Source organism: Sphingomonas sp. Y38-1Y, assembly GCF_032391395.1.
Lineage (GTDB): Bacteria > Pseudomonadota > Alphaproteobacteria > Sphingomonadales > Sphingomonadaceae > Sphingomonas.
In genome coordinates, this window is sequence record NZ_CP135916.1 from 577,458 (window position 1) to 590,553 (window position 13,096).

General features: G+C 72.7%; 10 protein-coding genes. 6 read left to right on the plus strand and 4 right to left on the minus strand.

All coding sequences use genetic code 11. From position 1 onward, the window contains the following. Positions 1–4 precede the first annotated feature (4 nt). Both RS883_RS02615 and RS883_RS02620 read right to left on the minus strand, forming a co-directional pair. The gene (locus RS883_RS02615) at positions 5–1,531 is read right to left on the minus strand and encodes a hypothetical protein (RefSeq protein WP_315762367.1); all 1,527 of its coding nucleotides are present in this window, start codon (positions 1,529–1,531) and stop codon (positions 5–7) included. Next, positions 1,528–3,159 carry a hypothetical protein gene (locus RS883_RS02620; RefSeq protein ID WP_315762369.1) on the minus strand — a complete coding sequence of 544 codons (1,632 nt, stop codon included), beginning with the start codon at positions 3,157–3,159 and terminating at the stop codon, positions 1,528–1,530. Before RS883_RS02620 ends, RS883_RS02615 begins: the two co-directional genes overlap by 4 nt. A gap of 203 nt (positions 3,160–3,362) precedes the next feature. On the opposite strand from RS883_RS02620, the gene RS883_RS02625 reads away from it, so the two are divergent. The 6 genes from RS883_RS02625 to dacB are packed head-to-tail and all read left to right on the plus strand — an operon-like array spanning position 3,363 to position 10,562. Continuing rightward, positions 3,363–4,517 carry a serine hydrolase domain-containing protein gene (locus RS883_RS02625; RefSeq protein WP_315762371.1) on the plus strand — a complete coding sequence of 385 codons (1,155 nt, stop codon included), beginning with the start codon at positions 3,363–3,365 and terminating at the stop codon, positions 4,515–4,517. Next, positions 4,507–5,529 carry an N-acetyltransferase DgcN gene (gene dgcN / locus RS883_RS02630; RefSeq protein ID WP_315762372.1) on the plus strand — a complete coding sequence of 341 codons (1,023 nt, stop codon included), beginning with the start codon at positions 4,507–4,509 and terminating at the stop codon, positions 5,527–5,529. The genes RS883_RS02625 and dgcN overlap by 11 nt, the downstream gene beginning before the upstream one ends. Continuing rightward, positions 5,427–6,479, plus strand: coding sequence for a dipeptide epimerase (locus RS883_RS02635; protein ID WP_315762374.1), 1,053 nt, complete (start codon positions 5,427–5,429; stop codon positions 6,477–6,479). The genes dgcN and RS883_RS02635 overlap by 103 nt, the downstream gene beginning before the upstream one ends. Next, on the plus strand, positions 6,476–8,011 hold the full coding sequence (locus RS883_RS02640) for an N-acyl-D-amino-acid deacylase family protein (RefSeq protein WP_315762376.1): 1,536 nt from the start codon (positions 6,476–6,478) through the stop codon (positions 8,009–8,011). The genes RS883_RS02635 and RS883_RS02640 overlap by 4 nt, the downstream gene beginning before the upstream one ends. Beyond that, a complete protein-coding gene (locus RS883_RS02645) occupies positions 8,008–9,210 on the plus strand; it encodes a dicarboxylate/amino acid:cation symporter (protein ID WP_315764933.1) in 1,203 nt (400 codons plus the stop codon). The genes RS883_RS02640 and RS883_RS02645 overlap by 4 nt, the downstream gene beginning before the upstream one ends. Next, on the plus strand, positions 9,207–10,562 hold the full coding sequence (gene dacB, locus RS883_RS02650; protein WP_315762378.1) for a D-alanyl-D-alanine carboxypeptidase/D-alanyl-D-alanine endopeptidase: 1,356 nt from the start codon (positions 9,207–9,209) through the stop codon (positions 10,560–10,562). Before RS883_RS02645 ends, dacB begins: the two co-directional genes overlap by 4 nt. A gap of 259 nt (positions 10,563–10,821) precedes the next feature. On the opposite strand, the gene RS883_RS02655 is transcribed toward dacB, so the two are convergent. After that, on the minus strand, positions 10,822–11,553 hold the full coding sequence (locus RS883_RS02655; protein ID WP_315762380.1) for a DsbA family protein: 732 nt from the start codon (positions 11,551–11,553) through the stop codon (positions 10,822–10,824). After that, entirely contained in the window at positions 11,550–12,902 is a 1,353-nt protein-coding gene (locus RS883_RS02660) for a M48 family metalloprotease (protein ID WP_315762382.1), read from the minus strand. Before RS883_RS02660 ends, RS883_RS02655 begins: the two co-directional genes overlap by 4 nt. Between the last annotated feature and the right edge of the window lie 194 nt (positions 12,903–13,096).

A 13,096-nucleotide genomic window follows, 5' to 3' on the forward strand; every position in this document is an offset into this window, starting at 1 on the left:
GTCTTTAGCGGGTGGGGGCGGGCGCCGACAAGCGGGTCGCGCCGCGCCCTGCCGCAATGCGGTAAAGCGTTGAAGGACCGGCCGTCGCCTCCTCGATCACGTCGGGCGCCAGCAATGGTCGCGGCGCGAAGTCGATCGTCCAGACGTGGGTAAAGGTGCCGCGATCGGCATCGCGCACCGCCGCGGCGAAGTCGGTCGGCGCATATTCGCACGCCTTTGGATAGACGAGCTGCGACGGATCGCGGTCATAGGGGGCGGCCGCCGGGTGCCGGTGCGACAGGAGTTGCTGGCCGGAAATCGTCCATTGGCCATTGTCGAAGATGTCGCGTCGTACCTCGGCGATGCCCGCCATGTGACCCAGCCGCTCCGATCGCCAGGCGGAGGCGCACGCCTCGTTCACCAGCACCAGCACCGATGCGCCGCGCGGGATCGCGGGCACGATTGCAAGGGCCGCCTGCTGCCGCTCCGCATAGCCGAGGAAGCTGACGGTCGTGGCGGCGGTGCGGACGAGGAGAAAGGCGAGTGCGGCAAGCGCGACGCGGCCCGCGAGCCGCGCGTCGGCGATGCGGACCGCGATCAGCGCGACGGCGAGCGCGGGCGCGAGCATCCGCATGTCGACATAGGCGCCGCCGAGCGCGAGCCGCGGCAGCAGGACGAACGCGGCGACCAGAACCGCGGCAACGGCGCCGAGCACGCGGTCGAAGGCGAAGGCGCGGTGACGGATCGCGGTCCAGACCAAACCGACGATCAGGATCGCGCTGGCCACGTCGAACCCCTTCCAGCGATCGCGCAGCAGGCCGGCGATCCACACCGCCTTGGCACGAAAGTCCCAGGCGAGCGGCTGCGCCTCGCCCTGAGGTGCGGCGAGCATCACCAGGATCGGCAGCGCCAGCGGGGCGCACGACAGCGCGGCACGGATCGTCGCCCGCGCCCAGGGCTCGCCGCGCTCACGCCGGAGCGCGAGGTCGCCGGCAAAGGCGCCGAGCCCGAACAGGCCCCAGCCGAAGCTGTGCGCGACCCACAGCGCGCAGGCGGCGGGCGTCAGCAGCGCCAGCCGCAGCCCCGATCGCGGTGCCAGCGCGATCCAGCCCGCCAGTACCCAGAGCGCGAGCGCCGCCGCCAGCGCGAAGTTGACGAAGCCGAGTTGGAACGCCTGTCCATAAGCGAGCGTCGCCGCCACCGCGGCGAGCGGCGGCACGCGCAGCCCGCGCACCCGCGCCAGCGCGATCAGGCCGCCGACGAACAGCCCGGGAATCGTCAGCACCACCCACTTGGCCGCCGCCTCCGCGCCGATCCAGCGGGCCAGCCAGATCGCGGGCAGGTCGACGCCGAGATTGCCGACCAGCGCCCATTCGTAGCGCCAATGCGCCTGGAGCGCGGGCGACTGCGCGAGCGTGGCGGCGATGTGATAGCGACCGATATGCGCGGGCAGGTCGTTGAGCGGCGGGATCGCCGGCCACAGCAGCGGCAGCACGGCACAGGCGATCAGAAGTGTCGCGATCGCCGGCCGCTCGAACCAGACGCGGCTCATCGAACGCGCCAGACATTCGGCACCCCTGCGGGCGCAAGCCAGGCGGGCGAGCGGCCGCTCGCCAGTGCGGCGCCGAGACCGCGGTCGACGCGCATCGTCGCGAGGGCGGCGGGGCAGGCGACGATATAGTCCGCTCGTACCGACCGGGCGATCGCCCGCGCCTGCCCGGGTGGCGCGGCGAACAGGCGGTACGCGGCGAGATTGCCGGCGGTGTTGCGATGATAGGGCGCGGCGATCGCATGGTGCGGCGTCGCGGCGATCAGCCAGGGCCCGAGGTCGACCGGTCCGAGCACGCGGCCGGGCGGCAGAGCGCGCATGGCGCGCGCCTGTGCCGCATCGTCGCACGCCGGGCCAATGACGGGCGGGTCGGCGATCGGCAGCGCGCCGGCGGCAAGCGGCCAGACCAGTCCGGCACCGACGATCCAGACCGGCAGCGCTGCGAGCGGCGAGGCGGCCCGCGCCCTGGCCAGCGCGAGCGCGACCAGCGGCGGTGCAAGCGCGGCGGCAGCATAGGCGCCGCGCAGTTGCAGGAACGCGGTGGCGACACCGGCGCCGACGAGCGCCGCGAGCGTCCAAGCGCGTGGGTCTCGTGCGGCGAAGGCGGCGGCGAGCAGGCCCGCCACGCCGGCACCGGCATAGCCGATCGCCCAGCGCGGATCGGCGGCGAGCAGCGGCTGCGCCTCACCGACTTGCGCCAGCCACAGTCGCGACAAGGTCGAGTCGACCGCGCCATACGGTGACAGGCAAGCGGGCGAGACGAGCGCGACGCCGATCGCGCAGGCCAGACCTGCGGCGATGGCCGCGAGCAGCCGGCCTCTTGGTTCAGTGACGGCGCTGCCGATCGCGCCGAGCGCCAGCAGGGTCAGTGCACCCAGGCTCGCCGCCCGCCAGCTCGCCCGCGCGAACCCGTCGCACGGCGCGCTCGCCCAGTCGCCGGGCGCGAGCAGCGCGCCGAACGCCGCGAGCGCGAGCAGCATCGCCGCGCCCAAGCCGGCGATCCGCGCATCCTCGCCGCGGATCCAGCCGATCACCGCCGCCGCGCAGCCGATTGCGAGCACGGGCACCGTCTCCATGCCGATCGCCACCGACAGCGCCGCTGCGATCCCCGCAACGATGCCGCCAGCCATCGGGCGTCGTCCGATCAAACCCAGCGCAAACGCTGCGAGCAGCACCATCTGCAATCCGTGATGGTCGATCCGCCCCGGCGCGAACAAGGTCGTCGCGGGATAGGCGAGCGCTGCCAATACTGCGGCATCAACCGGGCCGGCACCGACCGCCCGCGCGATCCGCGCGGACAGGAACAGGAACGCCGCGAACAGCAACGCCGGCCAGAGGACGAGCATCACCGGCGCTCCGAGCGTGGCGGAAAGCGCCGCAGGCCCCAGATCGGCGAGCCGCGACCAGTGCATTGAAAGGCCGTCGATGCCGAAGCGGTGCTGCGCGAGGTCGCCGAACGGCTGTCCGGCGAGCCAGTCACGCACCTGCTGCAATCGCGCCGCATCGTCGCCGTCGGGCAGCACCCCCATCGCCAGCGCGGCGCGGCGGACCCACCACCAGCCAAGCGTCATCACCCCCGCGAGCGCACCCGCCAGAGCCAGGTCGCGCGCAAGGGGCGAGGGCCGGACCATAACCGCCGGGGTAGGCGGGCGTGGTTAATATGGCGTTAGAGGCAGTACCCTGGCCAAGGCCGAGGTCTGGTTGGGAAGGCTAGGGTGACGAGCGCTGCGGGCCGCCACGATGGTCCCCCACCTGGACCCCGGCCTTCGCCGGGGAACAAGGAAGGGACAGCCGAACTCTTTCAATCCCTCCTCCGCCCCTATAGCCTCACCCGATGCTCCTTCCCCTCCTCCTCGCCCAGGTCGCGGCGGTGCCGCCTGCCGAACCCGTCGCCGGGGCGCGCGTCGTGGTGGAGGGCGGGCGCACCGTCGCCGCGCAGTCCGCCGGCCTCGCCGATCCCGCGGCCGGGCGGCGGGCGAGCGTCGACGATCCCGTCCGCGTGGCGTCGATCTCGAAGCTGGTCGTCGCGATCGGGGTGATGCGGCTGGTCGAGGCGGGCAAGCTCGACCTCGACGCCGATGTCTCGACCCTGCTCGGCTGGCGGCTCAGGCATCCGCGCTTTGCCGACGTGCCGATCACGCTCCGGCTGCTGCTGTCGCATCAGGCGGGGCTTGCCGACGGGATCGACTATGTGCTGCCGCTCGATGCCGAGCTGCGCACCGCGCTCGCCGATCCGAAGGCGTGGGGCGGTGAGGCGCCCGGACGCCACTTCCGCTACGCCAATATCGGCTCGCCCGTGGTCGCCGCGGTGATGGAGCGCGCGACCGGCGAGCGGTTCGACCGGCTGATGGACCGGTTGGTGCTGCGCCCGCTGGGAATCGCCGGCTGCTTCCAGTGGGATGCCTGCGATACCGCGACGGCGGCCCGCGCGGTGGTGCTGGTCGAGCCCGACGGTACCCCGATCCGCGACGACAATCGCGGGGCCAAGCCGTTCTGTGCGGTGACGCCCGCCCGCGATGGCAGCTGCAATCTCGGCAGCTGGGTGGCGGGCCGCAACGGTGCGATCTTCTCGCCGCAAGGGGGCCTGCGCATCTCGGCGGCGGGGCTGGCCAGGATCGGGCGGCTGCTGGGCGGCGGCGGCGAGGTCGATGGGGTGCGGTTGCTCACCCCCGCCTCGGTCAAGGCGATGACGACGCCGCAATGGATCTTCGACGGCAGCAATGGCGAGACCGAGAACGGGCTCCATTGCCGCTACGGCCTGGGCGTCATGCTCACCGCCACGCCGCGGGCGGGGTGCCGCGACGATCCGTTCGGCGACGGCATCCAGCGCATCGGCCATGCGGGCGAGGCCTATCGCCTCCGCTCCGGCCTGTGGGTTGAGCCGAACGCGCGCGTCGTCGCCTATTGGGCGACTGGCATCGCGGGCGATGCGCCGAAGGGCGAATCCGCCTTCACCGCGATCGAGGAGCGCCTTGCCCGTGGCCGCTGAGCCGATCCCCGGCCCGTACCTGCTGTACCTGGGGCACGCGACCGACTTTCTCGGCATCAAGACGTCGCGCGGGCTCGCCGTCTTCGCGCCCGAGCGGTGCGTGGGCGAATGGCGGCACGACGATTGCCCGCTGACGACCGGGCTCGAGCGGCTGACGATCGAGGAAGCCGTCGCGCGCGGCGCGCGGACGCTCGTGCTCGGCATCGCCAATCCGGGCGGGCGGATGGATGCGGCGATCGTCGCCGATACGGTGGCGGCGGCGCGCGCGGGGCTCAACGTCGCGGCGGGGCTGCACCAGCGGCTGCGCGACCAGCCTGAGTTGGACGAGGCCGCGCGGGCGGCGGGTGTCCGCTTGTTCGACGTCCGGGACGCGCCCGCCGACCTCGATGTCGGCACCGGCTTGAAGCGCGCCGGGCGGCGGCTGCTGACCGTCGGAACGGACTGTTCGTCGGGCAAGATGGTGTCGACGCTGATCCTGGCGCGGGCGATGGCAGCGCGGGGCCATGCGGCCGAGTTCCGCGCGACCGGCCAGACCGGCATCCTGATCGCGGGCGGGGGGATCGCGGTCGATGCTGTCGTGGCCGATTTCATCTCGGGCGCGGTCGAGCGGCTGAGCCCGGCGCGCGGCGATGGCGGCTGGGACCTGATCGAGGGGCAGGGATCGCTGTTCCACCCGAGCTTTGCCGGGGTGTCGATGGGGCTGATCCACGGCGCGCAGCCCGATGCGCTGGTGCTGTGCCACGAGGTCGGGCGGACGCATTTGCGCGGGTTGCCGCACATGCCCGTTCCCGATCTTGCCGAGTGCCTTGCCGCCAACCTGGCCGCGGCGCGGCTGACCGCGCCCGACGTGCGCGCGGTCGGCGTGTGCCTCAACACCGCGTCGCTGGACGAGCCGGCGGCGCGGGCGGCGTGTCACGCGGCGGCGTCGCTGCTGGGCGTACCCGCCACCGACCCGATGCGCTTCGGCGCGGTGCCGATCGTCGAGGAGATCGAGCGCTGCTTCGCCGACTGACCGCCACGGCCGAGGCGTTCCCGCTCCGCGCGCCGTTCCGCATCGCGCGCGGGGTCAAGACGGTGGCCGAGGTCGTCACCGTCCGTATCGTCGAGGGGGAGGCGACTGGGTGGGGTGAGGGCGTCCCCTATACTCGCTATGGCGAGAGCGTCGCCGGCGCGCTCGCCGCGATCGAGGACGCGAGGGCGGCGGTCGAAGCGGGGGCGGGGCGCGCGGACCTGCTGGCGCTGATGCCGGCGGGCGCCGCGCGCAACGCGGTGGATGCGGCGCTCTGGGATCTCGACGTCAGGCTCGGGCGAGCGTCGCTGCCGCCGCCGCAGCCGATCGAGACCGCGGTGACGATCGGCATCGACACGGCCGAGGCGATGCACCGCGCGGCACTGGCGTTGAGCGCGGCGCCGCTGGTCAAGGTCAAGCTCGACGCGGACCGCGTCGTCGATCGGATCGCCGCCGTGCGGTCGGCGCTGCCCGACGCGCGGCTGATCGTCGATCCGAACGAAAGCTGGACCGTCGACCTGCTCCGCACGGTGATGCCCGCGTTGGTCGAGCGCCGTGTCGACCTGCTCGAACAACCGCTGCCGGCTGATGATGACGAGGGGCTGGCCGCATTTTCGAGCGCGATCGCGATCGCCGCGGACGAGGCGGTGCACGGGATCGCCGACCTCATCCGTCTTCGCGGGCGGTACAGCCATGTCAACATCAAGCTCGACAAGGCGGGCGGGCTGACCGCGGCGCTGGCACTGGCCGATGCGGCGGAGAGTGCCGGATTCGGGCTGATGCTGGGGTGCATGGTGGCGAGCTCGCTCGGCATCGCGCCGGCGCTGCGGCTCGCCCCGCGCGCGGCGTTCGTCGACCTGGACGGGCCGTGGTGGCTGGCAGAGGATCGCCCCGGCGGCGTGCGGATCGAAGCGGGGCGGCTCGATCCGCCCGAACCGGGTTTCTGGGCGTGAGGGCGGCGATCCTCGCAGGCCTGGCGCTGCTGGGCGCGGCGCCGGTGCCCGCCGACCTCCTGATCCGCGGCGGCACGGTGGTGGCGGGCGAGGGCGCGTCCTTCACCGGCGACGTCGCGGTGCGCGGCGACCGCATCGTCGCGGTCGGGCGGAAGCTGAGCCTGAGCGCGGCGCGGGTGGTGGAGGCGCGCGGCCTGATCGTCGCACCGGGCTTCATCGACCCGCATGCCCATGTCGAGGCCGAGCTGCTCGGCGAGGATGCGCGCGCGCGGCTGGTGGGCAAGTTCCTGATGCAGGGCGTGACCACCGCCTTCATCGGCAATGACGGCGGCGGCGCGCTGGACAGCGGCGCGGTGCTGGCAAGTGCAAAGGCGCGGCCGGTCGGGATCAACTATGCGACCTATGTCGGGTTCGGTTCGGTCCGCCGGGCGGTGCTGGGCGAGGCCGACCGCGCACGGACCGCCACCGAGCGCGCGCGGATGCAGGCGCTGGTGACGCGGGCGATGTGCGGCGGCGCCCTGGGCCTGTCGAGCGGGCTGTTCTATGCCCCGCAGAGCTTCGCCAGAACCGACGAGGTCGCCGACGTCGCGCGGGCCGCGGGCAAGCTGGGCGGCTTCTACGACACCCACCTGCGCGACGAATCAAGCTACACGATCGGGCTGGAGGCGGCGGTCGCAGAGGCGCTGGCGATCGGCCGGCGTGCGGGCGCGCCGGTACATATCGCCCACATCAAGGCGCTGGGCGCGGATGTCGAGGGGCACGCCCCGCGCGTCATTGCCGCGATCGAGGCGGCACGGGCGGCGGGGCAGCGCGTCACCGCCGACCAATATCCGTGGGATGCGTCGGGCACCTCGCTCGTCGCCGCGCTGGTGCCGGGCTGGGTTCAGGCGGGCGGGCGCGGGGCGATGCTGGCGCAACTCGACCAGCCAAGGGCGCGATCGGAGATGGCCGAGAATCTCCGTCGCCGCGGCGGACCGGCGAAGCTGCTGCTGACCGGCGGACCCGCTCCCTATCGCGGGCGCACGCTCGCGGACATCGCCGGCGCGCGCGATCCGGTGGCGGCCGCGATCGAGGTGATCCGCGTCGAGGATCCGCCGGTCGCCAGCTTCAACCAGTCCGAGCGCGATATCGAGGCGTTCATGCGCCGCCCCTGGGTGATGACGGGCAGCGACGCCTCGACCGGGCATCCGCGCGCCTATGGCAGCTTCGCGCGCAAATACGCCGTCTATGTGAGGGCGCGGCGCGTGCTCGACCCCGCCGCCTTTGTGGCGCGCAGTTCGACGCTGGCCGCCGACACGTTCGGGCTCAAGGATCGCGGCCGCATCGCGCCCGGTGCCTTTGCCGATCTCGTGCTGTTCGACCCCGCCCGCTACGCCGCCCGCGCGACCTATCAGCGGCCGACCGAGCCGGCGGCGGGCGTGGCGATGGTGCTCGTCAACGGACGCGTCGCGGTCGAGGGCGGGCGGTTGACGGGCGTCGCGGCGGGGCGCGCATTACCGCGGACCCCGCCGGCGGGCGCGTGTCCGCGATGATCCGCCGCTGGCTGGCGATCCCCCTGTGGCTGCGCGTACTCGGCGGGCTGGCGCTCGGCGTCGCGCTTGGGCTCGTCTGGCCCGCCGCGGCGCCCGTTGTAGCGATCGTGGGCGAGCTGTTCGTGCGCGCGATCCGGATGCTGGTCGCGCCGATCGTGCTCGTCACCATCGCCGCGGGCATCGCGGGGATGGGCGATGCGCGGCGGCTTGGGCCGCTAGGGTTGCGCACGCTTGCGCTGTTCGGGGCGACGACCATGGCAGCGGTGGCGATCGGCATGGCGGTGGCGGCGATCGTCCAGCCGGGCGCGGGTACTGCGCTGGGCAGCGGCACCGCGCTCGGCACGCCGCGCAGCCTGTACGACACCATCGTCGGTATCATTCCCGCCAATCTGGTCGAGGCGTTGGTCAAGGGCGACATGCTCGCGCTCATCTTCGCCGCGATCCTGATCGGCGCGGGGACGCTGCTGGCGGGCGAAGCGGGACGCCCGTTCGCGCGCGGGCTCCAGTCGATGTCGGCGGTGCTGCTCGCGATGGTGCGGCTGGTGATGGAGGCGACGCCGTTCGGCGTGTTCGCGCTGATCGCGGGCGCCGTGGCGTCGAGCGGCGCGGCGATCTTCGAGCGGGTCGGCTGGCTGGCGTTGTGCGTCGTCATCGGCTCGGCGGCACAGATGGCGCTGGTCCACGCGCCGTTGCTGGCACTCGCCGCGCGTCGATCGCCGCTCGTTTTCTGGCGCGACAGTGTCGAGGCGCTGGCGATCGCCTTCTCCACCGCGTCGAGCTCGGCAGTGCTGCCGGTGGTGATGCGCTTGGCCGAGACGCGCCACGGCCTCGCCCCCGCCACCGCGCAGACCGTGCTGCCGGTCGGCGCGGCGATCGGCAAGGACGGGACGGCGATGTATGTCGGGTTGCTGAGCGTCTTCGCCCTGCAGGCGCTGGGCCATCCGATCGGCGCGGTCGAGGCGCTGGTGATCTGGCTGACCGCGGTGCTCGCGGCCTTCGGGACCGCGCCGGTCCCCTCCGCCTCGCTGTTCATGCTCGCCGCGGTGCTGGCGGCGGTGGGCGTGGGCGCGGCGGAGACGGCGCTGATCGTCGGGCTGGTCCTCCCCTTCGACCGGCTGCTCGATATGACGCGGACGGTGCCGAGCGCATCGGCGAACCTGACCGTCGCCGCCTGCGTCGACCGGTGGGAGCGCGCATGAGGGTGCTGACGCTGCTGCTGGCGCTCGCCGCCTGCGCGCCGGTCGCGCGGCCCGGGCCCGCGCCGCCGCCGCTCGCGGACCGCGTGCGGACGATCCTGACGCAGCCCGGGACGCGCTGGGGGCTGCTCGTCGTCGATGAGGGCGGGCGGGAGATCGTGGCGATCGACCCGGACGCGCGTTTCGTCCCCGCCTCGAACAGCAAGCTGCCCGCGGTGCTCTCGGCGATGACGTCGGGCGAGCCCGCGCAAGGGACGGCGGTCGCGATCGAGGGCGAGGACGTCGTGCTGATCGGCGCAGGCGACCCGTGGTTGTCGAGCGCCGACGATTGCGCGCGCGACTGCCTGGCGACCCTCGCCGACGCGGTGGCGGCGCGGACGAAGCGGGTGCGCGACGTGATCGGCGACGACCGGCGCTGGCCCGACGAGCGCTGGGGGCAGGGGTGGAGCTGGAACAACCTGGCGACGCGGTCGGGCACCGCGATCTCGGCGCTCAGCCTCGACGAGAATGTCACGACGCTGACCGTGCGTCCGGGCGCGGAGCCGAGCGTCGAGGCGAGCGGCGGCTGGTACACGGTCGAGGCAAGGGTGACGACCGGCACGACGACTGCCCTGTCGGTCGATCGACTGCCCGGCGAGCGGCGGCTGGTGGTGCGCGGGACGATCGCGGGAACGGCGGCGGTGACGCTCGTCCAATCGATCGACGATCCGGCGCTCTATGCCGCACATCGCCTCGCCGGGATGCTGCGCGCTAGGGGCGTGGTGGTGGGAGGCACTCGGGTGCGCCATCGCGTCGCCGCCGAACCGGTGGCGGTGGAGGCGCCGGTGCTCGCCCGACTGACGCCGCCCGGCGATGACGAGAGCTATGCGCGCACGCTGAAGGCAAGCCAGAACCTGTTCGCCGAGCTGCTGCTTCGCCGCGCGGGCGACGGCAGCGGCGCGGGCGGGCTGGCGCGCTACGAGGGGCTGTTCGGCGCGGCGGGCGCGGCGCGGACGGGCTGGGACTTCGCCGACGGGTCGGGCATGTCCAACTACAACCGGTTGAGCCCGCGCGCGTCGGTGGCGCTGCTGCGCTGGGCGGCGGGGCAGCCGTTCGCGGCGCGGTTCCGCAGCGCACTGGCGGTGGGCGGCGTCGACGGCACGCTGGCACAGCGGTTTCGCGGCACGCCGCTCGAGGGGCGGCTCTGGGCCAAGACGGGGTCACTGAGCGGCGCGTCGGCGCTGTCGGGCTATCTCACCGCGGCGAGCGGGCGGACGCTGACCTTTGCCGTGTTCGCCAACGACATGCCGTCGGGCGCCGGATCACCGACCGCAGCGATGGACGCCGCGCTGCTCGCGATCGCGGCGGCGAACTAGGCTCCGCTCTACCCCACCCAGTCACCTCCCCGGCGGAGGCCGGTCCAGTTGGGAAGGCGGATGTTACGGCGCGGAGCGAGCATCTCGAACGTGCCCCAACTGGGCCCCGGCCTTCGCCGGGGAGGTGCTCGGGGGCGGAGGTGCAGCCCTAACCCGTTCGTCCTGAGTTTGTCGAAGGACGTGTTCCGCGCACGTGCTGCGACAGGCCTGTCCTGAGCGGGTCGAAGGGCTCAGCACGAACGGTGGAGAGAGAAGGTTGCTACCCCGCCCGCGCCGCCGCGATCGCGGCCTTCATCGCGTCGAGCGTGACCGCCCCCGACAGCACGCGATCGCCCACCACCCAGCTCGGCGTGCCGGTCATGCCGAGCTGACCTGCGGTCTGGAGGTTGCGGGAGATTTCCTGCTCGGCCGCGGGCGTGCGCACGAACGCGCTGCCACGCGCGCGATCGACGCCGGCGCGCGCGATCGCCGCGTCGATCGCCGGCTGGCTGAGCTGGCCCGCGGCATAGAGCGTGTCGTGATAGGGCTTGAACTTGCCCTGCTCGGCGGCGGCGAGGCTCCATTCGGCGGCGACGCGGCTTTCGGCGCTCAGCACCGGCAGCTCGCGGAACACGACGCGGATCCGCGGATCGCTGGCGACCAGCTGGTCGAGCATCGGCAGCGACTGCCGGCAATAGCCGCAGGCATAGTCCATATAGGCGACGACGGTGACGTCGGGGTTCGCCGACCCTTTCCACGCGTCGCCGAACGGCGTGACGATGCCGGCGCGGTTGGCGGCGACGGTCTTGCCCGTCTCACGGTCGCGCAGCGCCTGCATCGCTTCCGGGATCATCTCCGGCCGTTCGAGGATCGCGGCGCGTACCGCGTCGGCGCTGACGCCGGAGGCGGAACCGGCGGGTCGCACGAGCGCATAGATCGCCGCGCCGGCAAAGGCCGCGAGCACGAAGGCGAGCGCGAAAACGACCGGCCGGCCAAGCATCTTCCCGATCATCGCCTGCGCCTGTTCTTCTTGTCTTCCTGCACCGCCACCTCGGCGGTCATCTGGATATCCTGCGCGCGGATATAATCGGGGGTCCCCTGCGGCAAGCCGGCCATTGCCGCGCGCGCCGAATAGAGTGCGCGGGCATTGTCGCCGGTCAGGCTCGCCTGCTCGGCCGCCGCGAGCGCGGTGCGCGGCCCGTCGCCCTTGCGCTCGTAGACGGTGCCGAGCTGGTACCAGGCGAACGGGTTCTGGTCGTCGCGCGCCACCGCCTGGCGCAGCACCTTTTCCGCCTCGGGCAGGTTGATCGGGTCCTCGGTCGCGATCAGCGCGTGGCCGAAGGTGGTGGCGATCAGCGGCTGGAAGTTTGTCGACGCGGTCGCCTGGCGCAGCGGCATCAGCGCCTGCACCGGCTTGCCCGATTCGAGCAGGATCTGCCCTTCGAGCTCGAGGAAATAGGGATCGTTCGGCGCCGCCTTGACCAGCGCCTCCGCCTCCGCCGCCGCCTGATCGGGAAAACCGCCCTTGTGATAGGCATAGGCGCGGGCATAGCGCGCCGGCACGCTGGTGTCGGTCTCCGGATATTTGCGCAGCGTGTCCCGCGATTCACCGACATAGCCGCGAAGTTTGGCCTGCACGCGCTTGAACCGGTCGTCCCATCCCGCCGGAGTCGGGGTGCGCCAGCCGGGCGCGCCGGTCAGGTCGGCGGTCAAATTGGCGATGCGCTGGCCCGACAGCGGGTGGGTGCGGTTGTACGGATTGTCCTGCGGGATCGCGAGGCGGAATTCCTGGTTCTGGAGCTTCTTGAAGAACTCCAGCATCCCCTTGCCGCTGATCTTGGCGGTGTTGAGATAGCGGACGCCCGCCGCATCGGCCGAGCTTTCCTGATTGCGCGAAAAGGCCAGGAAGCTGCCGACCGCCGCCTGCTGCCCCGCCGCCAGGATACCCGCCCCCGCCTCGCCCGCGCCCGCCGCCATCGCGGCGATGCCGAGCACCAGGCTGAGGATCGAGATGCCGGTCGCCTGTTTCATCATCTGGCCCGACAGCGGCGCGTGGCCGCCGGTCACGTGGCCCAGTTCGTGCGCAATGACGCCCTGGACCTCGTTGATGTTGTCGGCGGCGTCCAGCAGGCCCGAATGGATATAGACCGCCTGTCCGCCCGCGACGAAGGCGTTGATCGACGGATCGTTGATGAGGACGATGCGGACGTTGCGCGGGGACAGCCCCGCCGCCTCGATGATCGGGCGGGAGGCGTCGTTGAGCAGCGCCTCCGTCTCCGCATCGCGCAGGATCGACTGCGCGCGCGCGGGCTGGACGGCGACCAGCAACAGGAGCGCGAACAAGGCATACAAGCGCTTCATGGGGCGGGGTATCGGCGGATTCGCCGCGAGGCGCAACTGGCGGCCTCGGTTCCTGGCAGGCGAGGGGCTTGGTGGCTCTCCCTCGTCATCCCGGCCTTGAGCCGGGATCCCGCTTCTTCTCGGCGGTGGAAGGCAGCGGGACCCCGGCTCAAGGCCGGGATGACGGGTCCTTCGTAGCGGTATGTATGCCCCAA